The organism is Mesorhizobium sp. WSM4846 (genome assembly GCF_055811415.1).
Window position 1 is genome coordinate 20,998 of sequence record NZ_JBVVPZ010000050.1, and the last position, 26,717, is coordinate 47,714.

Annotated in this window: 21 protein-coding genes and 1 pseudogene; 11 read left to right on the forward strand and 11 right to left on the reverse strand. The window is 62.8% G+C overall.

All coding sequences use genetic code 11. The features are described from left to right. Window positions 1–3: 3 nt before the first annotated feature. The 5 genes from ehuD to ehuR form a co-directional block, all read right to left on the reverse strand. Complete coding sequence (gene ehuD, locus AC0L15_RS28635; RefSeq protein ID WP_091600368.1) at window positions 4–663, reverse strand: ectoine/hydroxyectoine ABC transporter permease subunit EhuD; 660 nt, start codon at window positions 661–663, stop codon at window positions 4–6. A gap of 16 nt (window positions 664–679) precedes the next feature. Continuing rightward, a complete protein-coding gene (gene ehuC / locus AC0L15_RS28640) occupies window positions 680–1,339 on the reverse strand; it encodes an ectoine/hydroxyectoine ABC transporter permease subunit EhuC (protein WP_287054503.1) in 660 nt (219 codons plus the stop codon). A gap of 176 nt (window positions 1,340–1,515) precedes the next feature. Then, window positions 1,516–2,367 (reverse strand): ectoine/hydroxyectoine ABC transporter substrate-binding protein EhuB, encoded by an 852-nt coding sequence (gene ehuB / locus AC0L15_RS28645; RefSeq protein ID WP_023797848.1) that lies wholly within the window; start codon window positions 2,365–2,367, stop codon window positions 1,516–1,518. 94 nt (window positions 2,368–2,461) lie between these two features. Beyond that, entirely contained in the window at window positions 2,462–3,247 is a 786-nt protein-coding gene (gene ehuA, locus AC0L15_RS28650) for an ectoine/hydroxyectoine ABC transporter ATP-binding protein EhuA (protein WP_023797847.1), read from the reverse strand. A gap of 122 nt (window positions 3,248–3,369) precedes the next feature. Then, on the reverse strand, window positions 3,370–4,755 hold the full coding sequence (ehuR, locus tag AC0L15_RS28655; protein WP_287250145.1) for a MocR-like ectoine utilization transcription factor EhuR: 1,386 nt from the start codon (window positions 4,753–4,755) through the stop codon (window positions 3,370–3,372). A 90-nt stretch (window positions 4,756–4,845) separates the two neighbouring features. On the opposite strand from ehuR, the gene AC0L15_RS28660 reads away from it, so the two are divergent. Then, window positions 4,846–5,328, forward strand: coding sequence for an Lrp/AsnC family transcriptional regulator (locus AC0L15_RS28660; RefSeq protein ID WP_027155677.1), 483 nt, complete (start codon window positions 4,846–4,848; stop codon window positions 5,326–5,328). Here AC0L15_RS28660 and AC0L15_RS28665 read toward each other — a convergent pair. The 4 genes and pseudogenes from AC0L15_RS28665 to AC0L15_RS28680 all read right to left on the reverse strand — a co-directional run bounded on the left by AC0L15_RS28665 (window position 5,264) and on the right by AC0L15_RS28680 (window position 9,670). After that, window positions 5,264–6,151, reverse strand: a complete 888-nt coding sequence (locus AC0L15_RS28665) for an AAA family ATPase (protein ID WP_473497844.1) — start codon at window positions 6,149–6,151, stop codon at window positions 5,264–5,266. The two genes, AC0L15_RS28660 and AC0L15_RS28665, sit on opposite strands and share 65 nt — an antisense overlap. 164 nt (window positions 6,152–6,315) lie before the next feature. Beyond that, complete coding sequence (locus AC0L15_RS28670) at window positions 6,316–7,410, reverse strand: Glu/Leu/Phe/Val family dehydrogenase (RefSeq protein ID WP_473497846.1); 1,095 nt, start codon at window positions 7,408–7,410, stop codon at window positions 6,316–6,318. Window positions 7,411–7,421: 11 nt separating this feature from the next. Then, window positions 7,422–8,709: pseudogene (locus AC0L15_RS28675) on the reverse strand (M24 family metallopeptidase). A 4-nt stretch (window positions 8,710–8,713) separates the two neighbouring features. Next, a complete protein-coding gene (locus AC0L15_RS28680) occupies window positions 8,714–9,670 on the reverse strand; it encodes a GlxA family transcriptional regulator (RefSeq protein WP_473497848.1) in 957 nt (318 codons plus the stop codon). Window positions 9,671–9,994: 324 nt separating this feature from the next. On the opposite strand from AC0L15_RS28680, the gene AC0L15_RS28685 reads away from it, so the two are divergent. Genes AC0L15_RS28685 through AC0L15_RS28710 form a run of 6 tightly spaced genes read left to right on the forward strand, consistent with a single transcriptional unit; the run spans window position 9,995 to window position 17,322 of the window. Continuing rightward, entirely contained in the window at window positions 9,995–12,409 is a 2,415-nt protein-coding gene (locus AC0L15_RS28685) for a GcvT family protein (RefSeq protein ID WP_287250152.1), read from the forward strand. A 16-nt stretch (window positions 12,410–12,425) separates the two neighbouring features. Beyond that, entirely contained in the window at window positions 12,426–13,679 is a 1,254-nt protein-coding gene (locus AC0L15_RS28690; protein ID WP_287250155.1) for a sarcosine oxidase subunit beta family protein, read from the forward strand. A gap of 9 nt (window positions 13,680–13,688) precedes the next feature. After that, window positions 13,689–13,955: a sarcosine oxidase subunit delta gene (locus AC0L15_RS28695; protein ID WP_287250158.1), complete on the forward strand. Its 267-nt coding sequence runs from the start codon at window positions 13,689–13,691 to the stop codon at window positions 13,953–13,955. Continuing rightward, window positions 13,952–14,842, forward strand: coding sequence for a 2Fe-2S iron-sulfur cluster-binding protein (locus AC0L15_RS28700; protein ID WP_473497850.1), 891 nt, complete (start codon window positions 13,952–13,954; stop codon window positions 14,840–14,842). The genes AC0L15_RS28695 and AC0L15_RS28700 overlap by 4 nt, the downstream gene beginning before the upstream one ends. Next, window positions 14,832–16,790: a glycine cleavage T C-terminal barrel domain-containing protein gene (locus AC0L15_RS28705; protein ID WP_473497852.1), complete on the forward strand. Its 1,959-nt coding sequence runs from the start codon at window positions 14,832–14,834 to the stop codon at window positions 16,788–16,790. The genes AC0L15_RS28700 and AC0L15_RS28705 overlap by 11 nt, the downstream gene beginning before the upstream one ends. Continuing rightward, window positions 16,783–17,322, forward strand: a complete 540-nt coding sequence (locus tag AC0L15_RS28710; protein ID WP_287250166.1) for an aminomethyltransferase family protein — start codon at window positions 16,783–16,785, stop codon at window positions 17,320–17,322. The genes AC0L15_RS28705 and AC0L15_RS28710 overlap by 8 nt, the downstream gene beginning before the upstream one ends. 67 nt (window positions 17,323–17,389) lie before the next feature. On the opposite strand, the gene AC0L15_RS28715 is transcribed toward AC0L15_RS28710, so the two are convergent. Then, window positions 17,390–19,036, reverse strand: a complete 1,647-nt coding sequence (locus AC0L15_RS28715; protein ID WP_287250168.1) for an ABC transporter substrate-binding protein — start codon at window positions 19,034–19,036, stop codon at window positions 17,390–17,392. A 62-nt stretch (window positions 19,037–19,098) separates the two neighbouring features. Then, window positions 19,099–20,652 carry a trimethylamine methyltransferase family protein gene (locus AC0L15_RS28720; RefSeq protein ID WP_473497854.1) on the reverse strand — a complete coding sequence of 518 codons (1,554 nt, stop codon included), beginning with the start codon at window positions 20,650–20,652 and terminating at the stop codon, window positions 19,099–19,101. Window positions 20,653–20,809: 157 nt separating this feature from the next. Between AC0L15_RS28720 and AC0L15_RS28725 the strand changes: the two genes are divergently transcribed. From AC0L15_RS28725 to AC0L15_RS28740, 4 genes are all read left to right on the forward strand, one after another. Further along, window positions 20,810–21,463, forward strand: a complete 654-nt coding sequence (locus AC0L15_RS28725) for a TetR/AcrR family transcriptional regulator (protein ID WP_287250172.1) — start codon at window positions 20,810–20,812, stop codon at window positions 21,461–21,463. A gap of 523 nt (window positions 21,464–21,986) precedes the next feature. Beyond that, window positions 21,987–23,480: an NAD-dependent succinate-semialdehyde dehydrogenase gene (locus AC0L15_RS28730; protein ID WP_287250174.1), complete on the forward strand. Its 1,494-nt coding sequence runs from the start codon at window positions 21,987–21,989 to the stop codon at window positions 23,478–23,480. Between the two features lie 162 nt (window positions 23,481–23,642). Continuing rightward, the gene (locus AC0L15_RS28735; RefSeq protein WP_287250175.1) at window positions 23,643–25,022 is read left to right on the forward strand and encodes an aspartate aminotransferase family protein; all 1,380 of its coding nucleotides are present in this window, start codon (window positions 23,643–23,645) and stop codon (window positions 25,020–25,022) included. A gap of 167 nt (window positions 25,023–25,189) precedes the next feature. Then, complete coding sequence (locus AC0L15_RS28740) at window positions 25,190–26,284, forward strand: alcohol dehydrogenase family protein (protein ID WP_473497857.1); 1,095 nt, start codon at window positions 25,190–25,192, stop codon at window positions 26,282–26,284. Window positions 26,285–26,717: the final 433 nt, after the last annotated feature.

Consider the following 26,717-nt stretch of genomic DNA (forward strand, 5'->3'; position numbering starts at 1 on the left):
CTGTCATTTTTCAATGCGCCCGTAGCGGCGTTCCAGCCAGCGCAGCAGCACGACCGAGAACAGGCTGATGACGAGGAAGAAGGCGCCGACCAAGGTCATCGGCTCGACATAGCGGTAATAGGTGTTGGCGACGCTCTTGGCCTGGTTCATCAGTTCCAGCACGGTGATCGCCGACAGCAGCGGCGTCTCCTTGAACATGGCGATAAAATAGTTGGCAAGCGCCGGGATCATCGGCGGGATAGCCTGCGGCATGATGATGTGGGTCCAGGTCTGCCTGGCGTTGAGATTGCAGGCCTTGGCGGCTTCCCACTGGCCGCGCGGCACATTGTCGATGCCGGCGCGATAGACCTCGGCCGTGTAGGTGCCGTAATGCAGCCCGAGGCCGATGACGCCCGCCACCAGCGGCGGCAGCAGGATACCGATATCCGGCAGCACGTAGAAGATGAAGTAGAGCTGCACCAAGAGCGGCGTGCCGCGAATGAACTCGGCGAGGAAGCCGACGCTGCGCGACAAGCCCTTGTTCGGCGAGCGCCGCGCCAGCGCGATGGCCAACCCCACGATCGCGGCCAGGACCGAGCCGAGCAGTGTCGCCAGGATGGTGATCTTCACGCCCTCGATCAGGGTCGGCATGATCTCCCAGACGAAATTCCAATCCCACTCCATTATGAGGCCCGATCCATCAGACGCGCACCCCGTCGAGGCCGCGCGCCATGCGGCGTTCCAGCGAACGCACACCCCAGGAAATGATCAGCGCAAGGGCGAAATAGATGACGAGAATGGTGGTGAACGGCACCAGCGTGTTGCCGGTCTGCGAGCGTACCACCTGGGCCTGGAAGGTCAGGTCGGTGAGCGAGATCAGCGAAACGACGGCGGTGGCCTTGAGCAATTCGATGGCGTTGTTGCCGAAGGTCGGCAGCATCACAAGCAGCGCCTGCGGCAGGATGACATGGCGCATGGCTTGCCAGCGGCCGAGATTGACCGCGATGCAGGCCTCGTACTGTTCGCGGCCGATCGACTGGACGGCGCCGCGCACCACCTCCGCGCCATAGGCGCCGACATTGAGGCCAAGCGCCAGCACGCCGGCCTGCAGCGGCGTCAGCGAAATGCCGATGAACGGCAGCACGAAATAGGCCCAGAACAGCTGCACGAAGATCGAGGTGCCGCGGAAGAATTCGATATAGGCGGTGGCCAGCGCCCGAATTGCGAAAAAACGCGACAGCCGCCCCAGCCCGGCGAGAAAGGCCATGATCAGGGCAAGCACCGACCCCATCAGCGTCAGCTCGATGGTAACAAGCGCTCCCTGCAATATCAGGCCGAAATAGCCGGACCATTGGGTCATGAAGTTCGAATTTCCAGCGTTCTACGGTTACAGTCTTGGCATCCTCTCTCCGCTCACGGGGAGAAGATGCCGGCAGGCAGATGAGGGGCAGAGCCAATTTGGCAGAACTGGCGCTGCCCCTCATCCGTCACTTCGTGACACCTTCTCCCCGTGAACGGGGAGAAGGAAAAAGGCGCCTATTTTGCCGAGCAGAGCTTGTCGCGGCTCGTCGACATCGCCGCCGCGGCCGAAAAACCGTAGGGCTCGATGATCTTGGCGAATTCGCCGGACTCCTTCAGCTTGGCCAATTCCACGTCATAGGCGTCGCGCAGCGCCTCATCGCCCTTCTTGAACGCCGCGCCGTCGCAATAGACCGGCGCGCCGACCACCGGGGCGACGACTTCGAGGTTCGGATCGTTGGCCTTCTTGACCAGATCGTTGATCGACAGCACCGGCAGGGAATAGGCGTCGATGCGGCCGTCCTGCAGCATCTTCAGGCCGCTCTGGCCGTCCGGCACGACGATGACGCGGTCACGCGGCACGCCGGCAGTGAGCGCCAGCTTCTCCTCGGTGCCGCCGCCCGGCGCCCCGATCGTTGCGGTGGCATCCTTGGCGACATCCTCATAGCTCTTGAAGCCCTTCGGGTTGCCCTTCTTGACCAGCATCGCCTCGGCGTCGCACAGCACCGGCTCCGAATAAGCGACCGCCGCGCAGCGCTCCGGTTTCATGAACAGGCCGGCGGTGACGACGTCGAAACGGCCGGCCTGCAGGCCAGGGATCATCGCGCCATATTCCGAAATCGAGGCGACGATGTCGTTGACACCAAGACGCTTGAAGATTTCACGGGCCACATCGGGTGCCGCACCCGAAACCTTGCCGTCGGCCGCAACCGCCGTATAGGGCGGCTCGTTGGCGATGGCGACACGGGCGAAGCCCTGTGCCTTGAGTTCTTCGAGCTTGCTGTCGTCGGCCGATCCCGCGGTCGAAGCGGCCAGAATTGCGGTCAGCGCAACACCGGCGACGCCGGCCAGAATGCCAAGTTTCTTCATTGTTCCCAACTCCTTGTTTCTCTTTTGGTTTGGTCGTTGTACGGGACGGCTTCGCCGCCCTGGGAGGACGGCGTTGCCGCCCGGGGCATGGCAGTCAGACGCGATGTCCGGCCGCGATGATCTTCTTCAGGAAAGCTTGCGTACGCTCCTGCTTGGGGTTGCGGAAAATCTCGTCCGGCTTGCCTTCCTCGACGATCTTGCCGCGGTCGAAGAACAGAACCCGGTCGGCGAAATCATGGGCAAAACCCATTTCGTGGGTGACCAGCAGCATGGTCATGTCGGTCTCGGAGCAGAGCCGCCACAACACGTTCAGCACCTCCTCGACCAGTTCCGGATCGAGCGCCGATGTCACCTCGTCGAACAGCATGATCCTGGGCTGCAGCGCCAAGGCGCGAGCGATGGCAACGCGCTGCTTCTGCCCGCCGGAAAGCTGCGCCGGCATCGCTTTCGCCTTGTCGGCCATGCCGACCATATCGAGCAGTTCCATCGCCCGTTTTTCGGCGGCGGCGCGCGGCATGCCCTTGGTCAGGATCGGCGCCAGCGTGACGTTGTCGATGACGCTCTTGTGCGGAAACAGGTTGAACAGCTGGAAGACCATGCCGATCTTCTGGCGCATTCTTGCCAGATGCCGTTCGTCGGCGGGCAGCAACTGGCCGTTGCGCTCCATGTGGTAAAGCTGCTCGCCGTCGATCTGGATGTGGCCGCTGTCGATCCTCTCCAGCGTCATCAGGATGCGCAGGATCGTCGTCTTGCCGGAGCCGGATGGGCCGATCAGCGCCAGCTTCTCGCGCGGCATGACCTGCATCGACAGTCCGTCCAGCACCTTGAAGGTGCCGAAGCTTTTCGAAATGGCGTCGATCTTGATGATGGGCGCGGACAAAGAATTTCCCCGTGCTGGAGAAGCTGTGCCTTAACGATGCGGAACGCGCCAAATCATGTCAATCAGGAAAATAAACTCATGACAATGTTTCTGACTCCGCAGAATTTCGCGGCAATGTCTGCCTAGATCGCCAGCAGCAGATGCTCCGGGTCGCCGAGCAGAAGCTTGGTGACAACGCTGAGGCCGGCGCGCAGTTCACCCTCGGTGGTCGAGCCCAGCGAGATGCGCACTGCCGGCTGCCAGGGCGCCGCCGAAATGCGAAACGATGTGCCTGGTGCGATCGCCACGCCCTGCAGGCGGGCCTGTGAGACGAAGCCCTCCTCGGCGCGGTCGCCGGGCAGTTCCAGCCACAGATGCAGCCCGTCACGATGGACGCGGTAGTCGACCCCGGCAAGCACCTGGGCGGCAATCTCCTGCCGCCGCCGCAGCGCCGACCGTTGCCAGCGGACGAGTTCCATCGCCGTGCCGTCGGTCACCCATTTTGTCGCGATCTCCGCCACCATCGGCGTCGCCATCCAGTTGGAGACGAGATGCCGGTTGGCGACGGCAGCGACATAGCGGTCGGGCGCCGCGAGATAACCGATGCGCAGGCCTGGCAGCACGATCTTGGTGAAGGAGGTGACGTAGAGCGTGCGCTCGGGCGCGAAGGCGGCGACCGGCGGCGGACGGCCCTCGACGAGCGGCCCGAGCACGTCGTTCTCGATGATGGCGATGTCGCGCCTGCGCGCCACCGCAGCGATCTGCTCGCGCCGCGCGGCATTCATCAATGTTGCAGTCGGATTGATCACCGAGGGCTGCACGAATACCGCGCGGATGTCGGAAAGCCGGCACGCCTCGTCGAGCGCCTCCGGGATCAGGCCGTTGTCGTCGATCGGCAGACCCTCGAGGTTGAAGCCGAGATAGCGCGCCAGCGGGATCAGCGTGTGATGGCCGATCGCCTCGGTGGCGACGGTCGAACCCGGCGGCGCCACGCTCATCAGCGCCACCGTCATGCCGGCCGTGGCGCCGTTGGTCAGGCTGACATTCTGCGCCGAGACGTCGAGACCGCACAGCCGCAGCCATTCGACCGCCACTGCACGGTGGCGCGGAAACACCATGTTCGGCCGGAACGACAGCGCCGAGGTCGACGGCAGGTTCTCGGCGAGCCAGCCCAGCGCCTGCTTCAGCCGCTCCAGATGCATCGGCTCGCAGACCGGCTTCAGGATCGACAGGTCGATGACCTCGCCAAGGCGCTCCGGCAGATAGGGCGGTTCCGGCTCGCGGCGCTGCGTCTGCACGAAGCTGCCGCGGCCGATCTCGCCGGAGACCAGGCCCCGGCGGATCAGTTCCTCATAGGCGCGGCTGACTGTCTGCACCGAAAGCTTCAAATCGTCGGCCAGCCGGCGATGCGTCGGCAGCCGCGCGCCGTTGGCCAGCCGTCCGTCATGAATGGCGCGCGCGAACTGGTCGGCGAGCGATTGATAGGCCGGTCGCCGGATAAGCGCGGGATCTGGACGCCACAATGTCATGACATATTAGAGATCGAAATCAGTGCAATTGACAATCTAAATAATGCGCCGTCATGGTGTCGCGGAAAAAAGTGGACGCTCATGGCCGCATTGAAACTGGATCAGATCGACCTGAAAATCCTCGACGCGGTTCAGCGCGACGGGCGCATCACCAAGCTGGCGCTCGCCGACAAGGTCGGCCTGTCGCCGACGCCGTGCTGGATGCGGTTGCGCAAGCTGGAAAAGGCCGGCATCGTCTCCGGCTATCACGCCAGGGTTGCAATGCGCGCCGTCGCGCCGGTCGCCACCGTCCTGATGGAGGTGACGCTGGCCAGCCACCGCCAGGCCGATTTCGACCGTTTCGAGCGCGTCATCCGCGACGTCCCCGAAATCGTCGCCTGCTGGTCGGTGGGCGGCGGCGTCGACTATCTGCTGAAAGTGATGGCGCGCGACATCGACGCCTACCAGCGGCTCGTCGACGCCCTGCTCGAACGCGAGATCGGCATCGACCGCTATTTCACCTACATCGTCACCAAGACGGTGAAGGAGGAGGTCGCCTTGCCGGTGGCGGATCTGTTGCCGGCGCCGTCGTGAGGTCTGGGGAAACTTGCCCGGAATCGCACGCCCAGGAGATTGGCTGAAAACGTCCCGCTTCGTCATCAAAGCAAGGAGCGAAGCGACGCGGCGCAGACCCCAGGATCCATATGTGGACGGCGCCCTGGCTGCAACGGTCGTTCTGGGGTGTTTTCGATCGCTTGCGTCCATATGTCCGGCCTTTGAATGCGGTCCTTGCGGCCGCTGGCCAAGGTGGCGCGGCGTCATTTTTCAATCGGCTGATGCGCTTGGCGACGCTTTGCCCCTTCCACGGCATCCCTGCCGCGTCCACTTTGCCAGCGGCAGACTTGTCGCTGAACAGTGCCACCGTCACCGGCTCGATGCCCACTTCATCAGCCGCGCGGGACAGTTCGTTAAAGAAGACAATATCGTGGGTAAACACGACTACCTGTCGCCTAGATGCCTCCTCCGCGATCCGCTTGGCCACCTTGGCGCTTCTATCCCGATCGAGGGACGACACGGGATCGTCAATCGCAATCGGTCCTGAACCGTCGGTCAAGGCGACTTCCGTGAGGAACCCAGCGAGGGCCAATGCACGCTGCTCGCCCTCGCTCAGGATCTCCGACGTCACCTTGGTCAGCTTCGTCTTGGGACCAACCTCGAATTCCGCCTTGGTCTGACCGCTCTTGCGGGCCAAGCCGACGTTGAGATGCATGATATCGTAGCGTGCCCGTTCGGCATCAAAACGTGTGACAACTGCAGTGCTCAGATGAGCGTTTACAAGCTCATTCGCGCGCAGCGTAATGCCCCGGGTCTGAACGTCGGCGAGAGCCTTCGTGTAGCCATCATCAACGACGAGCAAGTTCCCGGAGCGCGAAAGCTTTCAGTTCGTCGATCGGCACAACGAGGGGAGGAACCGTCCCGCTTTCTTTGCCTCCCAGTCTCGCCAGGGCCCCTTCCCGCCGTAAGGTCGGTTGCGGCACGTCCCATCCTTGCTGGAGCACGGCGAAATCAGCACTGGCCACATCAACTTGATGGGGGAAGGTCGAAGGGTGTCGGCAAGGAGCGATCGATGCGCGGCGGGCGGTAAAGGATCGCTTGCGCCATATCGTCGGCGATCTCCCCCGTTGGTCGCCGCTCCTTCTCAGACCGGTGCAGCACTTCGCGCAGCACATCGGGAAACGCCTCGATTCTACAGCGGACATCCTCATCATCATAGGAAAGCACCTCTCCCGCAATCGCGACGATGCCGCCAGCATTGACTAAGTAGTCGGGGCAATAGGTAATATTGCGAGCTAGTAGGAGGCGGTCATCGCCGGCTGTCAGAAGCTGATTGTTCGCGCCACCACAGACGATCCTGGCGCGGAGCCGGTCGCTCGCCGCTGCGTTGATATCGCCGCCGAGAGCGCAAGGAGCAAAGATATCCACATCGAGCGATGCGATCTCCTCGGTGGCGACGACGTCCGCACCGAACAATTCCGCGGCCCGACGCGCATTCTCTGCCCGAACGTCGGCCACGACAAGTGACGTTCCCGCAGCCGCCAGCAGCCTACACAACTCAAGCCCGACATGGCCGACGCCCTTGACTGCCACCTTCAATCCGGCGAGGTCGCGGCCAAGCCGTTCGCGCGCGGCAAGACGCATGCACATGAAAACCCCGCGAGCCGTGTAGGGCGACGGATCGCCCACTCTCGCCGACAGGCCGGCGACATGACGGGTTTCGGTTGCCACGGTATCCATGTCGCTGGCGACGCAGCCGACGTCTTCCGCGGTTATGTAGCGCCCGGAGTATGTCTCGACCACTCTGCCGAACGCGCGCATCAGCGCCGGCGTCTTCTCCGTCTGCGGATCCGCGATGATCACGGCCTTGCCGCCGCCGAGCGGCAGTCCGGCCAACGCGTTCTTGTAAGACATACCCTTTGACAGCCTGAGCGCGTCGGCAATCGCTTCGGCGTCGGTCTTGTAGGGGTAGATACGGCAGCCACCAGCCGCAGGGCCAAGCCGTGTGCTGTGGATCGCCACGATCGCACGCAATCCGGTCTGTTCGTCAGTGTGGAACCGAATCTGCTCATGCCCGTCGAACTCAGGATGAGAGGCGGCTCCAATATCGATTGTCTGCATGGCTGGGCCTCCTAGTCGTTTTCCCATGGAAAAGTATCGAGACGTTCAGCGCCGGTCGCCGTGATAAGCACCTGGGTTCCAGCTTGATGCTCTCCGACCCCTCCTCGGCGATTAGGCTCTCAACGTCGATAACCATGTTTTCCTCAAATTGACCCCGTGGTTCCTCTCGAAGTCGGGGGACAGGAGAACCATCGGCCATTCATCGGCCATGCCGACGCCGTGGACGGCAACCGGGTATCGATAAGCTCGGTGTTTGTCGGGAATGCGCCACGACCGCTCGTTGAATTCGCAGAAGGTAAGCCCCGGTTTCAGAAGGGCAAGGTTGTGGTGGATCTGTTCGAGCGCAGTCTGGTAGAGCTCGCGCTGCTTGGCCGTCATGTGGACATGGCCGCAAGTCCAGGAACGGGACAGATCGGCGCAATAGCCATAGGGACCGATCATGTCGGTGTCGAAGGAGATCATGTCGCCGCGCTGGACGACATAGTCGGAACATTCCTGAAACCAGGGATTCGTCCGCGGGCCGGCGGCGAGCAGTTTCGTCTCCAGCCACTCGCCGCCGGAGCGGGCGTTCTCGAAATGAAGCTCAGCCCATATCTCCCGCTCCATCCGGCCTGGTTCGGAGATCTCGTACATTCGGGCCATGCCTGCCTCGCAGACACGGATGGTCCACCGCATCAATTCGACTTCGTCGGCGCTTTTGATGGCCCGAGCTCGCTCGGTCAGTTCTTGTCCTTCGACAATGTCGATGCCACGCTGCTGAAGCGCGAAGACGCCCATCGGCTCGAGTTTGTCCACGGCGAGCCGCCGGTTCTTGCCTGCGCAGGCCAAGATATCGACAATTTCGTCGGCCCAGGCGCCGGCGCGAGTTTGGACATGTTCTCCAGAAAAGAGATAGAGCCAGTCCTTCGCCCTGCGAATCTCATCGACCGCTGGCAGCCCGATGTTAAGATGCTCGCAGCCTGCGAATTCGAAGATGATTCCTGGGCCGTCTGCCACGACCAGCGCGTATCGCGTGGCGTTGTGAGCGGTCCAGACGCCCTGATTCGAACTGTCGAAAGCATAGCGGATGTTGACGGGGTCGTAGAGAAGAAGGGCAACGCAATCGTGCTCCGCCAGCTTCTCGCGAATGCGTGACATTCGGTAGGCGCGAGCCCGATCAAGCGTAGCTGCGGCGATCGCACTCCTTAATGGAAGATGCGCGCCTTCGGGGTTGAAATAGGTGCGCTTGCGCGGATCATGGAAGACGTCCTGCCCGCGTTGATGATCGTGTACGCCGGGTTCTTCCGGGCGTTCTGGCATAGGGTCAGCTCCTTCTCGGCTCCCGAGCATGCGACGAAACGGGCTCTCTGTGCTGTCCCCGCAGTCCGCTTGGCGGCTTGCCGAAATAGTCTTGGCAAGTTTTCGCGAAATGTGAGGATGACTCGAACCCGCAAGCGATTGCGATGTCTAGAATGGGCAGGTTTGTGGAATTGAGCAGTTGCCGTGCCCGCGCCAGCCGGAGCGAAAGGTAGTACCGGTGCGGTGTCATCGACAGGTAGCGGTGGAATAGCCGTTCAATCTGCCGTCTCGATATCACCACGGTCCGGGCTATCTGCTCCAGCGAAAGCGGTTCTTCCAAGTTTCGCTCCATCAGCCTGACGGCCCGTATCAGCTTCTCGCTGGTCCCAGCTAAGCGAAGCCCAGGAGGCGCGGCCTGTGAAATTGCTCCATCGCGTCTATGATCGGTCGTCAGGTGCCGGCAGACTGCGCGCGCAAGGTTGGAACCGAATTCCCTCTCGATAATGTCGACGACCATGTCGAAAGCGGCAAAGCCGCCAGCACAGGTGACGATAGGACCGTCGCGGACAAATAAAGCATCGTCGATGCTGAGGCGGTCGAATGTTTCGGAGAGAGCGGCGAGCTTTGGCCAGTGTATCGTGCATCGGACGCCTGCCAGGAGGCCCGATTTGGCGAGAAGCCATGTGCCTGTGCCGACGCCGTAAAGCCAGACGCCGCGCCGCGCATATAACCTCAGCAGCGACATGACCGCGGCAGAACAATGGTCCTCGATGCCATCGCCAGAGCAAACAATCGCAGCATCAGGTAGCCTGCCTGCGTCGAGGCTGCGTCGCTCCGATTCGATGTCGCCGTTGACCCCGATGGGAATGCCACTCGCGCATTCGACAGCTTTTCCAGCCAGGCTAACAAGCCGCCACCTGAAGAGATCGCGCGCGACAGATTGTTGGCCAATCGCAGGGGTTCGATCATCGAGGAGAGGCAAACCTGTGAGAATCCCGGAACGAGGACAACCGCCAGCTCATATGGCCGGCTGCCCGCGTTCGGCGCTACTTCGTTCAGCTCTTGCAAGTCCTCCGGAATCTCAAGCGGCGTCCCGACGAGGCTGGTGTTCTTAGGCGGCGCATTCATGGCGGGTCGCCTCCACTGTGCGATCGCCTGACGACTGCCGCCTTGTTCATCGACAATCGCCCGCGATGCGAGACCATAGTTTCTGGACATCATTGTACAGAAATCTTTTTGCCCGTCTAGACATACGTGTCCATTTGCCTTTAGGCTCGGGGGGCAGTGTGTTTTGAGAGGCCGCGAGATGAAAACCCATTACCGAGCAGTCGTCATCGGCGGAGGCGTTGTTGGCGCTTCCGTGCTCTACCATCTGACGAAGCTGGGTTGGACTGACGTCGCGCTTATCGAGCGCGAGGTCTTGACCGCGGGATCCAGCTGGCACGCGGCGGGCGGGTTCCACGCACTCAACGCTGACCCCAACATCGCTGCGCTCCAGGCCTATACGATCGACCTGCTTTCCGAAGTGGAGAAGGAATCCGGCCAGGATATCGGCATGCATATGACCGGCGGGATCTCGATCGCCTCGGCACCCGAGCGATGGGAGTGGTTGAAGGCGTCATACCGGATCTTCCAGACGATGGGGATCGATGACGTTCGTCTGATCAGCGTCGAGGAGATCAAGGAACGCTGCCCGATCCTCAACACAAACGGCATGCTCGGCGGCCTTTACGCCGAGCGTGAGGGTCATATCGACCCGTCAGGCGTGGTTCACGCCTATGCGCGCAGCGCGAAGAAGCGCGGCGCCGACATCATCGAACACAATCGCGTCGTTGAGCTCCGGCAGCGCGCGTCCGGCGGATGGGACGTTGTGACCGAACAGGGTACTTTGGTCGCGGAGCATGTGGTCAACGCCGCTGGTCTGTGGGCGAAGCAGGTCGGGCTGATGGCCGGCGTCGATCTGCCCGTGTCTCCCCTGGAACACCACTACCTCGTCACCGAAGCAATCCCGGAGATCAAGGCGCTCACAAAGGAACTGCCGCTTATCGTCGACCTGGAAGGGTTCACGTATATGCGCCAGGAGCAGAAGGGCCTGCTTCTCGGCATCTATGAGATCAAGCACAAGCACTGGCACATGGACGGCGCCCCGTGGGACTTCGGGGTCGAGCTCATCCAGGAAGACACCGACCGAATAGCGGACGAACTCGCCCTCGGCTTCAGCCGGTATCCCTGCCTGGAAACAGCCGGCATCAAGCGCTGGGTCAACGGAGCCTTCACATTCTCGCCCGACGGCAACCCGCTGGTGGGCCCCGTCCGCGGCGTCCCGAACTACTGGGTTGCCTGCGGCGTCATGGCAGGCTTCCTGCAAGGTGGCGGTGTGGGCAAGTCGCTTGCCGAATGGATGATCCATGGCGAGCCGGAAGCCGACGTCTACGGCATGGACATTGCCCGCTACGGCGATTTCGCTTCCAATCGCGAATACATCCGGCAGACGACGGGCCAGTTCTATTCGCGTCGCTTTGTGATGAGCTATCCTAACGAGCAGCTGCCGGCGGGCAGGCCGCTTCGCGCATCTGCCGCACACGACGCCATGACGGCAGCCGGCGCCCAGTGGGGTAGCTCCTGGGGGATGGAAGTCCCTCTATGTTTTCCGCCGGTGGGCTTCGTCGAGACCCCGACCTTGAAGCGGTCGAACGCATTCGAGATCGTCGGCGAGGAATGTCGAAAGGTGCGCGAGGGGGTCGGCATCCTCGATATCACCGCCTTCTCGCGTTATGAGGTCACCGGACCAAACGCCGAGAAGTGGCTGGACCGCCTCCTCGCGTGCCGGCTGCCGAAGCCTGGCCGCGCCAAACTCGCGCCGATGCTTGGGCCAAACGGAAAGCTTAAGGGCGACCTGACGGTCTTCAACTGGGGCAACGGCCGATGGTGGATCATGGGCTCCTACTACCTGCGCCAGTGGCACATGCGCTGGTTCGAGCAGCACCTTAGCCACGGCGTAGCGTTGCGTGACATCTCCGACGCCACCGTCGGCTTCTCCCTTGCCGGCCCCAACTCCAGGAAACTCCTTGAGCGCCTCACCCATCAGGACGTTTCGAATGAGGCGCTCGGCTTCATGGCGTGCCGCGAGTTCGATCTTGGATTGATCCGCGCTAAAGTCGGTCGGCTCTCGATTTCCGGAGAACTGGGCTACGAGATTCACTGCCAGGCGGCGGAGCACGCGCCGCTGCGCCGGCTGTTGCTGGCTGCCGGCGAGGATGTTGGCGCGACGGAGTATGGTTTCTACGCGCTGCTGTCGCTCCGGCTGGAGAAAAGCTTCGGCATCTGGTCGCGCGAGTTCACGCAGGACTACACCGCCGGGATGACCGGAATGGACCGGTGGATCGCATTCGACAAGCCGGACTTCGTTGGCCGCGACGCGGCGGTCGCGGAGCGGGAGGCGCGCGGACCCGCCCGCATTCTGGTGACGCTGGAGGTTGGAGCAGTCGACGCCGACGCAAGCGGCTACGAACCCGTCTGGCGCGACGGCAGGCGCGTCGGCTTTGTGACGTCCGGCGGCTATGGCCACACCCTGGGCAAGAGCCTCGCGATGGCGCTCGTCGATCGCGATTGCGCGGCCGAAGGGACGGAACTCGCGACGCACATCGTCGGCGCCGAGCGGGCAGCCCGGGTCCTTGCACCCTCGCCCTACGATCCGCAGGGTAAGCGGTTGCGGGCCTGACCGGTCACGAATGCTGATGACCAGTCGCTACTCGGCCCTTTCGCTCCTGAAAGAAGGCGTCCGCGGTCAGACCGGGTGGCAGCCGGCTTGGCGCAGCCCGGATCCGCAGCCTGCCTATGACGCGATTCTGATCGGCGGCGGCGGCCACGGACTGGCGACTGCGTACTATCTTGCCAGGTCGCACGGAATGTCCCGAGTTGCAGTGCTGGAGAAGGGTTGGATCGGCGGCGGCAACACTGGCCGCAACACCACGGTAATCCGCTCGAACTACTTCTTTCCAGAGAGCGTCGCGCTCTACGATCTCTCGCTGCGGCTCTACGAGGGGCTCGCGAAGGAACTCAACTACAACATCATGCTTTCGCAGCGCGGCATGATCGTGATCGCCCATAGCCTGGCCGAGATGGAGATCGCGGCGCGCACAGCAAACGCCATGCAAATCAACGGCACCGACGCCGAACTCTTCTCGCCGGACGATGTGCGCCGCGTGGCGCCTTTGCTGAATTTCGCTCCCGACGCACGATTTCCGATCTATGGCGGCGTTTGGCAGGGCCGCGCCGGCACCGCCCGTCACGACGCAGTCGCCTGGGCCTATGCTCGCGCGGCGAGCCGGCTCGGCGTCGACATCGTGCAGGACTGCGAGGTTCGCGATTTCCTGGTCGAGAATGGACGATGCCGCGGCGTTGTCACTTCGCGCGGCACGATCCGCGCCGATCGCATCGGGATGACGGTGGCAGGACATTCCTCGGTGCTTGCGGCTCAGGCCGGATTTCGGCTGCCGATAAACTCTTATGCGCTGCAGGCCTGCGTGACGGAGCCGGTCAAGCCGGTGCTCGATACCGTGGTGCTGTCGCTTGGCACCGGGACCTATGCGAGTCAGTCCGACAAGGGCGAGCTTGTGATTGGCGGCAGCATCGACCGGGTGCCTTCCTATGCGCAGCGCGGCAATACTTCCGTCCTGGAAGCAACCCTGGCCGGTCTGCTCGAGATGTTTCCCTGCTTCGGCCAGCTCAAGCTGATGCGTCAATGGGCAGGCATCGTCGATGTCGTTCCCGACAGTTCGCCCATCATCGGCCCCTCACCACTTCCCGGCCTCTATCTCAATTGCGGGTGGGGTACAGGCGGCTTCAAAGCGATCCCAGCGGGCGGTACGCTCCTCGCCCATTTCATGGCGACAGGCAGGCATCACGATGTCAGCCGCCCGTTCGACCTTGACCGCTTCTCGACAGGCCGGCTTATCGATGAAGCTGCCGGCTCCGGCATCGCGCACTAGGGAGTTTCGATGCAACTCTTTCCCTGCCCTTTCTGCGGCCCGCGCGAGGAGGCGGAGTTTCACTATGGCGGCGAAGCGGGGAACCCCCGGCCGGAGGGAACCGATGTTCGCACTGGCGAATGGACCGATTATCTGCACTTGCGCACGAACCCCAAAGGGACGACTGCCGAGGTTTGGGTCCACCTGACCTGCCGCGAGTTCTTCGTGATGACGCGTAACAGCGTCACGCATGAAATCCTCGACTCCAGCCCACTCCACGCGGACCATGCGCAATGACGACCTGGCGCATCGATGGCGGTTCGGAGATCGACCGGTCAAAACCGATCGGCTTCACCTTCGAGGGGCGAGCGATCCGGGGCTTCGACGGCGACACGATCGCCTCGGCTCTGCTCGCCAACGGGATGCGAGTCGTCGGCCGGAGCTTCAAGTATCACCGCCCGCGAGGCGTTTGGGGCGCCAGCGTCGAGGAACCGAACGCAATCGTCGATGTGAGCGGCGGCAATCGTCCCGCCCCGAACGTCAGAGCGACGACCGAACCCGCGCAGGATGGCGTCATGGTGCGCAGTGTCAACTGCTCGCCGTCGGCGTTGTTCGACCGGAAGGGATACATCGATCACTTCGCCCGGTTTATTCCTGCAGCGTTCTACAGCAAGACGTTCATGTGGCCCGACTGGCACGTCTTCGAGCCGCGGATCCGCGCCATGGCCGGCCTCGGCACGATCGATCCGGCCTGGACAGCCGCAGCCTTTGCCGATCAGGTCAATCACCATTGCGACCTGCTGGTGATCGGCGCCGGGCCAGCCGGCCTCGCCGCAGCGTCTGTCGCGGCGAGTATGGGGCGCTCGGTCATGCTCGCGGATGACCAACGCGCTCCGGGTGGGAAGTTGCGTTACCAAAAGGCCGAGATAGACGGTGTCCCCGGCGCCGCGTGGGTTGACGAAATCATCGCTCGGCTGCGGGTCGCCAACTGTACAGTGCTCCCCGATACGACGGCCTTTGGCATCTATGACCACAATCTCGTTGCACTGTCGCAGCGTCAGGGAGACAATCCGGACACGCTCTGGCGGGTCCGGCCGCGCGAGATCGTGCTCGCAACCGGCGCCATCGAGCGGCCGCTCGCTCGCTTTCGCCAACAACGACCTGCCTGGCATCATGTCGGCTGACGCGGCCTTGCAGTATCTGCGCCGCTTCGCCGTCGTCCCCGGTCGCAGGATCATTGTTGCGACGAACAACGACAGTGCCTACGCGGTGGCTGCCGCATTGTTCGCCGCCGAAGCGGAGGTGACGGTCGTAGACACGCGTGTTAACGCGCCCGCCATCGACGGGGGCATCGTTTGTCTCTCCGGCCGCGTTGTATCCCGGGCGCGAGGGCGCCAAGCCGTGGCGTCGCTGACGCTCGACGATGGGACAATCCTTGCCTGCGATTGCCTCCTCGTTTCGGGCGGCTGGACGCCCACCATCCACCTCTATGCCCAGGCGAAAGGCAAACTCGCCTGGAGTGACGAAGTAGCAGCTTTCGTACCCGGCGCGAAGGTCGACGGTATAGCCGTTGCAGGAGCGGCCGCAGGCCTGGTCGGGCTTGGCCAGGTCCTTGCGAGCGGCGTCGAAGCCGCATCCGGCCAGCCGGCCGCAGCCGGAGCTCCGAGAAACACCGGCATCGAGGCAACGCTGCGCATTCTTCCTGCCTGGCCCAGAACAAGGCAGCACGGCCGGACGTGGATCGATTACCAGAACGACGTGACCAGCAAGGACATCGAACTCGCGGCGCGGGAGAACTTTGTGTCGGTGGAGCATCTCAAGCGCTACACCACGCTCGGGATGGCGACGGACCAAGGGAAGACCTCCAACCTCAACGGGCTAGCCCTGATGGCTGAGATCACCGGCCGCGCCATCCCTGAAGTCGGGACCACGACCTATCGGCCACCCTACGTTCCCGTTCCCCTGTCGACATTGGCCGGTCCACGTGCAGGCGCGCTGATGACTCCGATCCGACGGCTGCCGCTGGAGTCAGTGCACCGTGGCGAGAACGCTGTTTTTCAAGAGTACGGCGGCTGGCTCCGGCCTGCCTACTATGGCAATGCCGATGCCGGGGAAGCGATCAGGCATGAGGCGGAGATCACCCGCCGCTCCGGAGCGCTGTTCGATGGATCGACTCTCGGAAAGATCGAGGTGATAGGGCCGCAAGCGGCCGAGTTTGTCGATTTCATCTACTACAACACCATGTCGACGCTGAAGGTCGCTCGCTGCCGCTATGGCTTCATGCTGTCGGAATCAGGCGTCGTCTACGACGATGGAATCCTGGCCCGCCTCGGCGACGATCGCTTTGTGGTCTCATGTTCGACCTCGCACGTGGCCGGCGTCCACATGCGGCTTGAAGAGTGGCGCCAAGACCGTTTCGATCGCGCAAGGATCCAGATCCACAACGCCACTTCGCAGTTCGCAACCTTGACGGTGTCGGGACCACGGTCACGCGAGCTGGTCGAGACATTGGGTCTCGGCCTCGCACTGGATGACGCCAGCCTGCCGCATATGGCGTTAGCAGGGGGCAGCTTCGGGAATAACCCGGTCCGCGTCGCGCGTGTGAGTTTCACCGGCGACAGGAGCTACGAGATCTCGATCCGAGCCGACCGCGCCGCCGGGCTCTGGGCGGCGATGAAGGAGGCGGGAGGCCCACTTGGCATGGCGACGATCGGGCTCGAAGCGCTGATGATCCTGCGCGCAGAAAAGGGTTACATCGTCATCGGCAAGGATACGGACGGGACCACGATGCCGCAGGACCTCGGCGTCGACGGTCCCCGGATTAAGCGGACATCGGACAACACAGCGAACCGCAAGCAGCTGGTCGGACTGCGGCTGGCCGACGGCGAACCGCCCCTGGCGACCGGTGCGCATGCGGTCGAGCGCCACGGCGGGCACAAACGCAGCATCGGCTTCGTCACGTCGAGCTACTGGAGCCCGACGCTGCGACGGCCGGTCGCCCTGGCCCTCATTGAAGGCGGCAGCAATCGCCATGGCGAGACACTGGACTTCCAGCACCTCGGCACCATCGTGACCGCGACGATCTCCCCTCCCTGCGCATTCGATCCGGACGGAGAGCGTCTCAATGCGTGACCATGCCGCGAAATGGCCTGTCGCGCCAAACTGGGAGACCGCCAGGCTGGAAACGCAGGCGCTGTCCATCCACGTTGTGATCGACCTTGACCAGCAGCTGGTCGGCGGCAATCTGGGAGCCTGGTCTGCTGCAGCGGAGTCGGACGGTATAGGGGCCGGTGCCTTCGCGATTACAGCTGGCGATCCCTACTGCGTGCGTCTCGCCCGAGACCAGTTGCTCTGGGTCGGGCATTCTCTTGCTGCGACCGCCGGCGGCTGGTGTGAGGAAGGCTATACGGCAACCGATGTCGGAGCCGGCCTTCAGGTGTTCGAAGTGTCCGGACCGGCGGCGCCTTCGCTCATGCAGCGAGCGACAGCGCTGGACCTTGCTGTTTCAAGCCCGAGCGCGGCCATGCTCTTCGCCGGCGTCACCGCCATTGTCTATCGCTATCGATATACGGACACGTTCCGCGTCCACGTCGACCGCGCGCTGGCGACGCATGTATGGACATGGTTCCAAGCCATAACCCCGCTCTTGTCGAGCCCGGCCTGACACCGGCCAAGAAAAAGGCCGATCCCAGAGGATCGGCCGAAGACACCCGCGGTCGTCGAGCGATCCACTATTCGTCGAGCCATACCGCTTCAAGGTTGATCTCGTTGGTCTGGTGCATGCCGTGGTTCTTCACCGCCGGAACCGAGTGGTTGTAGAACTTGCGCCAGAAGGGCTGCGTGATGATGCCGGAATCCTGCAGCAGTTTTTGAACGTCGGCCATAAGGACCTTGCGCTTGGCCACATCAGCGACCTTCATCGCCGCGTTGAGCTTCGCGTCGAAGTCCGGATCTGAGAAGCCCGTCTCGTTCCAGGCCTCGCCGCTCCTATAGGCGAGCGCCAAGACCTGCACGCCGAGGGGACGCATGTTCCAGATGGTCATCGAATAGGGATACTTCGTCCAGTCGTTCCAGAACGAACTGCCTGGAATCACCGTCCGCTTCACTTTGAAACCGGCTTCGCGCTGCTGGGCGGCGACAACGTCGCCGGCATTCTTCTGCCATTCCTCGTCCACGGTGATCAGTTCGAACTCATGGTCGGCTTGACCCGCTTCGGCCATCAGCGCCTTCGCCTTTTCCAGGTCGCGCCCGACCTTTGGCAGTTCTGCATACTCCGGGTGGATCGGACAGACATGGTGGTTTTCGGCAAGCGAACCCATACCGCCATAAGCGAGTTGCAGCACCGCCGCGTTATCAACTGCAAGCTGAAGCGCCTTGCGAACGCGCTGATCTTTGAAGGGAGCGTTGGTGACGTTGGTCCGGGCTACGATGGTCGCTGCCGTAATCACCTCCGATTTCACGAGCCCCATATTGTCAAGGATCGACACAAAATCGGCATTGGTTTCGTAGTTTGTATGCACCTCACCTGATTCGAAGGCATTCGCCATGGCCGAAGGATCGTTCCCGTAGTCTATGAATTCGACGCCATCGAGATAGGCCTCGCCTCCCCACCAGGTTCCGTTCTCACGACGCTTGACCACGACCCGGTCACCCACCTTGTAGGAGACCAGTTCGAACGGGCCGGTGCCGATGGGATTCTTGACCAAATCACCTCCCATCCTTTCGTATCCGCGGTGGACGATTAGCGCTGGATAGTCGACGAAGCCCGGAATGATTGTGATGTCGGACGATGGGAGCACGAGTTTGACGGTATGGTCGTCGACCCTCACGATGGCACCGTCGCGTGCCTTGCCGGCAGGATCGATGAGCGCTGCCAAGCGTCCCGCCATCGAATTGCCCTCCGCCGAACGGTCACACCATCGGTTCAGGTTGAAAACGACATCGTCGGCGTTGAAATCATCGCCATTGTTCCACTTGACCCCCTTGCGCACATGCAAGACGTACTCAGTGGCGTCGTCATTGACGTCCCAGCTCTCGAGAAGCATCGGCCGGAAGGTGAAATCGCGTTCATACTTGACCAGGGGTTCAAGGAACTGACGGGCGGCGTTAGAGCCTTCGACCCAGTCGAATGTACGGGGATCTTTCATCTCCTTGATCAACATGGCGACCTTCAACACGCCGCCCCTCTTCGGTTCCTGAGCCATTGCCGCCGTCGGCGCTGTGAGACCCAGCATTGCATAGGCCGTCGCGGCCGAAGCGCCCATCGTGCTCGCCATCGCCAGGAATTCGCGGCGGTCCATCCGTCCCGCCGACGCTTCCGCAGCCAGACCAGTGACAAATGACGACACCGGCTTTCCGTTTTGATTGAAGAATGACATCTACTCCTCCTCGGCGTTTTCGCCCGTATGTTCAGGTCCCCTGTTCAGTCACATTCTCGATCTTATGACACCGGCGCGGCGCCTCCCTCGGCCTTGCGCCGTTCGATGAACTCATCGAGTGCGGGAGCCAGTTCGGCGGCGTGAACTGGCGGCTGGAACTCGTCCAGCACGTTGCGCCAGATCCCGTTCGCCCTTCTGGTCGCGTCCTTACTGCCGGCCTCGGTCCAGTTACCGAAGTTCGACCAGTCAGCCACGACTGGCTCGTAGAAGGCAGTTCGGTAACGGTCCATCGTGTGCTGGGCCGCAAAGAAATGGCCGCCCGGCTGGACCTCCTCAATCGCCTCGAAGGCGATCGCAGCGGCATCTCCCGGCGTCTCGGTGAAGAGTTCGGCCATCATCTGAAGGACTTCGACGTCGGTGATCAGCTTTTCATAGGAGAGGCTGAGACCGCCCTCGAGCCACCCGGCCGCATGGACGAGCACGGTCGCGCCGGCAAGCGCGGCCCCCCAGAGGGCGAACTGCGATTCGTTGGCGGCCTGCACATCGGAAATGTTGGCCGCGCTACCGCCGCCCGCCCTCCAGGGGAGGCCGAGATGTCTCGCGAGTTGTCCCGCGCCGAGCGTCGCCTTCGCGTGCTCGGGCGTCCCGAAGGCGGGTGCGCCCGATTTCATGTCCACGTTCGACGAAAAGCTTCCATAAACGACGGGCGCCCCAGTCCGGCTCGTCTGAGCCAGGACGATGCCGGCGAGTGCCTCGGCATGCTGAAGCGTCAGCGCGCCGGCGACCGTGATCGGCGCCATCGCGCCGGCGAGGCAGAACGGGGTGATGACCGTCACCTGACCGGCTCTCGCGAAATCGATGATGCCCTGCGCCATTGGGATATCGAGCTGGCGTGGCGAGTTGGTGTTTATGATCGTGTAACAGTGGGCGCCGTTGCGGAACTCGTCCTCGGACAGGCCGCGCGCCAGGCGCACCATCTCGAAACTATCGTCAACCTGTGGAGTTCCGCGGGCGAAGACAAAGGGAATTTTGTCCGACAGCGTGAGTTGCGCCCGCGCAGTAGCGTAATGGCGGAAACGCAGGTCGACATCCTGTGGTTCGAGATGGGGTCCGTGCATGTGCAGCACGTCGAACGTCTGTACCAGTCGAACAATCTCCTCGAAGTCGGCGAGCGTTCCTGCCCGACGCCCGCGATCGAGATCTGTCACATTAGGACAGCCGCAACCCGCGACGAAGGCAAGCGCGCCAGGTTCGAAAACGAGATCACGCTCTCGGGCACCACCTCGTGCCGGAATTGACCGCGGGGCACTCGCAAGGGCTCCAGCGACCACCTCGCGCCCAATGCGGACCATCATGCTGTCGTCGTCGACGAGGCATCCGTTTGAGCGAAAGATCTGGCGCGCCTCGGGCAGGAGCACCTTGATCCCGAGTTCTTCGAGCACTCGCAACGACGTGTCGTGGATGTTCTCTATCTGACCGGCCGAGAAAACCTGCTGAGGAGTGAGAGAATTGCGCAGATTGCGGTAGTTCGGACGCCGCGAGGCCTGAACGCGGTCGCCGCGGGGCCTCCGGCCGCCCCGCTGACGCACCTCGCTCCCCGTAGCTTCGACCAACATGCTCGTTTCTCCGATGCCGTTCGGTCGATCTGCCGAGGGCAGCATCCACCTGGCCTGATATCGCCGACGTTACCCCCACTGTACAGTATTGTCCATAGCTCATGGACACTAATGTCTACAACTTGATTTGACAGCCGTGCCGTGACATTGCTCGTTCATGACAACGCCGACCAATCCGAAGCCGCCCGCGAACGGCAAGATGAAAGCCACGCGCGAGGACTGGTTGAATCTCGCGCTCGACACCTTGATCTCTGATGGGGTTGAGAATGTCCGGGTCTTGAGTCTTGGGCAGAAACTGGATGTCTCACGCTCCAGCTTCTACTGGTATTTCAAGAGCCGCCAGGATCTGCTTGATCAGTTGCTGGAGCATTGGCGCAACACCAATACGCGTTTCATCGTCGAGCACGCGGCTCGCCCGTCAGCGACCGTCATTCGCGGGGTTATGAGCATCTTTGAATGCTGGATCGACGAACGGCTTTTCGATCCGCGGTTGGACTTCGCGATCAGGGCTTGGGCGCGTCATTCAGGGTCGGTTCGGCGGATCATCGATCAGGCCGACGAAGAGCGTGTCGCTGCGATCCGCGATATGTATTTGCGGCACGGCTATTCGGCCGAGGATGCCTTTGTGCGCGCGCGCGTCCTCTACTTCATGCAGATCGGCTACTATTCACTCGAGCTTCACGAACCGATGAGCAGCAGGCTCTCGCTGGTCGCTGCCTATCTCCGCAGTTTCACTGGCCAAGAGCCGACCGAAGATGACATCGCTGACATGGCGCGCTACGCGACAGAAGCCAACGCGCGCTCCCGCTAGCCCCTACTGCAAATGCAACTTGGTGGAAGCAGTCTTTAATTACGTTCGTTCGTCACTCAAGAGCGACCGTCGCAGGTCATATGGATACGGCGTCGGGCACAAGCGTTCATTACAGGTCCATAGATTCCATTCTGGAGATCGCAGGCCGGAGCATTTCCGGCCGTGCACCAAGGACGATGGTCGCGCCCCGCTGCCGGGCGCCGTCCACCCCATCATGCCGTGACATCGGGGCGCCGCGACGGTACAGAATTCTGCTCCGCTGCATTCCTCGGCGAAGGTCACGGCATGGATCCCAGGGTCTCCGCGACGTCGCTTCGCTCCTGCTTCGCCCGGGGATGACGAACTTGGAGGAGGTTGAGCCAATCTCCACGGTTTGCTACAGCCTGACGTAGGGCCAGAGAGATCGTCCGTTACGGCAGCCCAATAGAGACAATCTCTCTACGCGTGCGCTCCGAAACAGCCTCTCTGTCTGCGCCGCGCGCATAGTCTCTCCGCATCACTCCGAAACCGGGAGACCTCGAACATGTCCGCGCATTTTGCCCGCCCACAACGCCACGAAGCGCTTGACCGGCTCGCCGACCGCCGGCTGCTGCGCCAACTCGCCTATGTCGACGGCCACTGGACGGCGAGTGAAGCCGCCGAGAGTTTTGGGGTGGCCGACCCTGCTACAGGCGCCACCGTTGCCTGGGTTGCCGCGCTCGATGCCAGGCAGACGAGCAAGGCGATCGACGCGGCGTCGCGCGCCTTTCCCGCCTGGCGCGCGGCTCTCCCACAGGAACGCGCAAGAATCCTGCGAAGATGGTTCGACCTGATCATCGCCGCGAAAGAGGATCTGGCGCTGTTGATGACGCTCGAACAGGGCAAGCCTCTCAAGGAATCGCTTGGCGAGATCGACTACGCCGCCTCCTTCGTCGAGTGGTATGCCGAAGAGGCAAAGCGCCTCAACGCCGAAAGCGTCACCAGCCATTTGCCAAACGCCGAGATGATGGTGCGCCGCGAACCGCTCGGCGTCGTCGGCGTCGTCACGCCATGGAATTTTCCTGCGGCTATGCTGACCCGCAAGGCGGCGGCCGCGCTTGCTGCCGGCTGCACGATCGTCGCGCATCCTTCGTCGGAAACGCCGCTGTCGGCACTGGCGCTGGCCGAGCTCGGCGAACGCGCCGGCCTGCCGGCTGGCGTCTTCAACGTTCTCACTGGCAAGGCCGCGACCATCGTTGGGCGGATGTGCGAAGATCCGCGCGTCCGCGCTATGAGCTTCACCGGCTCGACCGAGATCGGCAGGCTTATCGCCGCGCAAAGCGCGCCGACGATGAAGCGGCTGGTCATGGAGCTTGGCGGTCACGCGCCGCTGATCGTCTTCGCCGATGCCGATCTCGACAAGGCGGTGACCATCGCCGTCGACGCCAAATTCGCCACTTCCGGCCAGGATTGCCTTGCCGCCAACCGCATCTATGTCCAGCGTCCGATTTATGATCGTTTCTGCGCCGCCTTCGCCAGGCGCATCGAGGCGCTGCGGACCGGCAATGGCCTGGCCGATGACATCGACATCGGGCCGTTGATGCATGAGCGCGGCGTCAAGAAGGTCGAGGAGCAGGTCGCCGATGCGCTCGCCCATGGCGCGCGCTGCCTCACCGGCGGCAAACGCGATTCTGCAGGACCGCTGTTCTACCGGCCGACCCTGCTCGCCGATGTCACCGACGACGCGCTGATCATGCGCGAGGAGACCTTTGGTCCGGTCGCCGCAGTGACGCCCTTCGACAGCGAGGACGAGGTTATCGCCCGCGCCAACGCCACCGAATACGGCCTCGTCGCCTATGTCGTCACCGAGAACGGCGGCCGCCAATTGCGCATGGGTCGTGCGCTCGACTACGGTATGGTAGCCATCAACCGCGTCAAGATCACCGGCGCGCCGATCCCGTTCGGCGGCGTCAAACAGTCCGGCATCGGTCGCGAGGGCTCGCGCCACGGGCTCGAAGCCTTTACCGATCTCAGATATCTCTGCCTGGACGTGGCGTAAGCTGTATCGACATTCAGGTGATGCCGGTCTGCAAATGGCGGCGTCCTGCGCTTCCGGTGCTCACGTACGAAAAAGTGCGCTCCGCTCCGGTTCTCGGTCTGGCCTGAATCCCGACACACCTTAGGCCGCGTCGGGACCATCTTTCTCTAAGGAGTCAAAAAAATGCTCGACCAGTCCAACGAACTCGCCGCCTGGGACCGCGACCACTTCTTCCATCCCTCGACCCATATGGGCACGCATGCGCGGGGTGAATCGCCGACCCGCGTGATCGCCGGCGGCGAAGGCGTCACCATCTGGGATAATAATGGGCGGAAGAGCATCGATGCCTTCGCCGGGCTTTATTGCGTCAATGTCGGCTATGGCCGCCAGAAGATATCAGACGCCATCGCCGCCCAGGCCAAGAACCTTGCCTATTACCATGCCTATGTCGGCCACGGCACCGAGGCCTCGATCACGCTTTCCAAGATGATCATCGACCGGGCGCCGCAAGGCATGTCGAGGGCCTATTTCGGCCTCTCCGGCTCCGACGCCAACGAAACCAACATCAAGCTGATCTGGTACTACAACAACGTGCTCGGCCGGCCGGAGAAGAAGAAGATCATCTCACGCTGGCGCGGCTATCACGGCTCTGGTGTCATGACCGGATCGCTGACCGGGCTCGACCTGTTCCACAACGCCTTCGACCTGCCGCGTGCGCCGATCCTGCACACCGAGGCGCCCTACTATTTCCGCCGCGCCGACCGCTCGATGAGCGAGGAACAGTTTTCCCAACACTGCGCCGACAAGCTCGAAGAGATGATCCTGGCCGAGGGCCCGGACACGGTCGCCGCCTTCATCGGCGAGCCGATCCTCGGCACCGGCGGCATCGTGCCGCCGCCCGCTCTGTACTGGGAAAAGATCCAGGCGGTTCTGAACAAATACGATGTGCTGCTGGTCGCCGACGAAGTGGTCACCGGCTTCGGCCGGTTGGGCACCATGTTCGGCTCCGACCATTACGGCATCAAGCCCGACCTGATCACCATCGCCAAGGGCCTGACCTCGGCCTATGCACCGCTGTCGGGCGTCATCGTCTCGGATAAGGTCTGGCAGGTGCTGGTCCAGGGTTCCGACAAACTCGGCAGCTTGGGCCATGGCTGGACCTATTCGGCGCATCCGATCTGCGTTGCCGCCGGTGTCGCCAACCTGGAACTGATCGACGAGATGGACCTGGTGACCAACGCCGGTGAGACCGGCGCCTATTTCCGTGCCGAACTGGCGAAAGCCGTCGGCGGCCACAAAAATGTCGGCGAGGTGCGCGGCGACGGCATGCTGGCGGCAATCGAATTCGTCGCCGACCGGGACGACCGCGTGTTCTTCGATGCCGCGCAAAAAATCGGGCCGCAGGTCGCGACCGCGCTTGGCGAGCGTGGCGTCATCGGCCGCGCCATGCCGCAAGGCGACATCCTCGGCTTCGCGCCGCCGCTCTGCCTCACCCGCGAAGAGGCCGACATCGTCGTGTCGAGGACGGCCGATGCGGTGAATGGCGTGTTTGCCAGCATCTAATTATCGACCTTGGTGCCGCCCCTCATCCGCCTGCCGGCACCTTCTCCCCGTGAACGACGGGGAGAAGGGACAAGCTCCAGCGCTGGCGACCCCCTCTCCCCGTTTTTCACGGGGAGAGGGTAAGGGTGAGGGGCAGCGCGCACCTGGAATATCTGGAAGCAACATCAATGACCTCCAAAGCCCTCCCCGCCACCATGGCCGCCGTGCAGCTAACCGGCCACGGCGGACCGGAAAAGCTCGTCTACCGCACAGACGTGAAAGTGCCCTCGCCCGCCCCAAGTGAAGTGCTGGTCAAGGTCACGGCGTGCGGCATGAACAACACCGATGTCTGGGTGCGCCAGGGCGCCTATGGCACGGAAGAAGATGCTGCCGCCGTGTCGACCTGGCGGCGTCAGGGCAATACGCTGACGTTCCCGCGTATCCAGGGCACCGACACGGTCGGCAACATCGTTGCCGTCGGCGAGGGTGTTTCTTCGGCCCGCATCGGTGAGCGGGTGATGGTCGATTTCTCGATCTACAACCGCGACGATGATTCACTCGCCGACATCGACTATATGGGCCATGGCCGCGACGGCGGCTATGCCGAGTACCAGACCGTGCCGGCCGAGAATGCCCATGTCGTCGCCACCGACCTGACCGACGTCGAACTCGCCACCTTCTGCTGCGCTTACCTTACCGGCGAACAGATGCTGGAACGCGCCGCATTGAAGGCCGGCGAGCGCGTGCTGGTCACCGGCGCGTCGGGCGGCGTCGGCTCCGGCATCGTGCAGTTGGCGCGGGCGCGCGGCGCCATTCCCTATGCCGTCGTCGGCAAGGGCAAGGAACAGGCGGTGCTCGATATCGGCGCCGAGGCGGTGATCACCCGTGGCATCGCCGATCTGCCCGCCGCCGTCAACGACGCGACCGGCGGCCAGCCGATCGACGTAGTTGCCGACCTCGTCGGCGGTGCGATCTTCAACGACCTGTTGCGCATCCTTAGACCCGAAGGCCGCTACACCACCGCCGGCGCGATTGCCGGCCCGGTCGTGCAGCTCGATCTGCGCACCATGTACCTCAAGCAATTGCAGCTGCACGGCTCCAGCCAGGGCACGCGACACGACTTCCGCCGTATCGTCCGCTACATCGAGGAGAAGAAAATCCGGCCGCTGGTCGGCGGTGTCTACAAGCTCTCCGATTTCCACCGTGCCCAAGCGGATTTCATCGCCAAGGATTTTGTCGGCAAGCTGGTGGTCGTTCCGGACGCCGTTGCGGATCGTCGATAAGATGAAGCACGTAGTCTCTGCATAGAGAATTTGGTCCTTTGACTGAGCCTGAAAAGGCCCGTGGGTGGTCGCTGCCCGACCAGACTGCAGCCGATCTCCAACGCTGGCGATTGGCATAAGCCACCACGACTTCGCATCCCAGCTAGTTTCCGCCCATAATGCTGCGGCTCAGAATAAAAGCGCTCTGTAGCGATCCTTCGCGCCCCCCTCTGTCCTGCCCTCTTTTGCCAAAACTCGACATCTCCCCCACTTGGGGGGAAGATCGGCAGCTTCGCGGACAGCGTCCTTTTTGCAAGGTTGGTGGTTGGCGAAATCAGTGATGAAGGCCAATCTCCCTCCTTGTGGGGGAGATGTCCGGCAGGACAGAGGGGGGCGCTGTCCCTCCACGATCAAAGGTTCTCGTGACGGCTTTGTTTATCTGCAAAACCATTCT

Bases quoted from the DNA above. Each gene is read 5' to 3' on its own strand.
- ehuD (WP_091600368.1), bottom strand. From the start codon at position 663: ATGGAGTGGGATTGGAATTTCGTCTGGGAGATCATGCCGACCCTGATC.
- ehuC (WP_287054503.1), bottom strand. From the start codon at position 1,339: ATGACCCAATGGTCCGGCTATTTCGGCCTGATATTGCAGGGAGCGCTT.
- ehuB (WP_023797848.1), bottom strand. From the start codon at position 2,367: ATGAAGAAACTTGGCATTCTGGCCGGCGTCGCCGGTGTTGCGCTGACC.
- ehuR (WP_287250145.1), bottom strand. From the start codon at position 4,755: ATGACATTGTGGCGTCCAGATCCCGCGCTTATCCGGCGACCGGCCTAT.
- AC0L15_RS28670 (WP_473497846.1), bottom strand. From the start codon at position 7,410: ATGCAGACAATCGATATTGGAGCCGCCTCTCATCCTGAGTTCGACGGG.
- AC0L15_RS28685 (WP_287250152.1), top strand. From the start codon at position 9,995: ATGAAAACCCATTACCGAGCAGTCGTCATCGGCGGAGGCGTTGTTGGC.
- AC0L15_RS28690 (WP_287250155.1), top strand. From the start codon at position 12,426: ATGACCAGTCGCTACTCGGCCCTTTCGCTCCTGAAAGAAGGCGTCCGC.
- AC0L15_RS28695 (WP_287250158.1), top strand. From the start codon at position 13,689: ATGCAACTCTTTCCCTGCCCTTTCTGCGGCCCGCGCGAGGAGGCGGAG.
- AC0L15_RS28700 (WP_473497850.1), top strand. From the start codon at position 13,952: ATGACGACCTGGCGCATCGATGGCGGTTCGGAGATCGACCGGTCAAAA.
- AC0L15_RS28705 (WP_473497852.1), top strand. From the start codon at position 14,832: ATGTCGGCTGACGCGGCCTTGCAGTATCTGCGCCGCTTCGCCGTCGTC.
- AC0L15_RS28710 (WP_287250166.1), top strand. From the start codon at position 16,783: ATGCGTGACCATGCCGCGAAATGGCCTGTCGCGCCAAACTGGGAGACC.
- AC0L15_RS28715 (WP_287250168.1), bottom strand. From the start codon at position 19,036: ATGTCATTCTTCAATCAAAACGGAAAGCCGGTGTCGTCATTTGTCACT.
- AC0L15_RS28720 (WP_473497854.1), bottom strand. From the start codon at position 20,652: ATGTTGGTCGAAGCTACGGGGAGCGAGGTGCGTCAGCGGGGCGGCCGG.
- AC0L15_RS28725 (WP_287250172.1), top strand. From the start codon at position 20,810: ATGACAACGCCGACCAATCCGAAGCCGCCCGCGAACGGCAAGATGAAA.
- AC0L15_RS28730 (WP_287250174.1), top strand. From the start codon at position 21,987: ATGTCCGCGCATTTTGCCCGCCCACAACGCCACGAAGCGCTTGACCGG.
- AC0L15_RS28735 (WP_287250175.1), top strand. From the start codon at position 23,643: ATGCTCGACCAGTCCAACGAACTCGCCGCCTGGGACCGCGACCACTTC.
- AC0L15_RS28740 (WP_473497857.1), top strand. From the start codon at position 25,190: ATGACCTCCAAAGCCCTCCCCGCCACCATGGCCGCCGTGCAGCTAACC.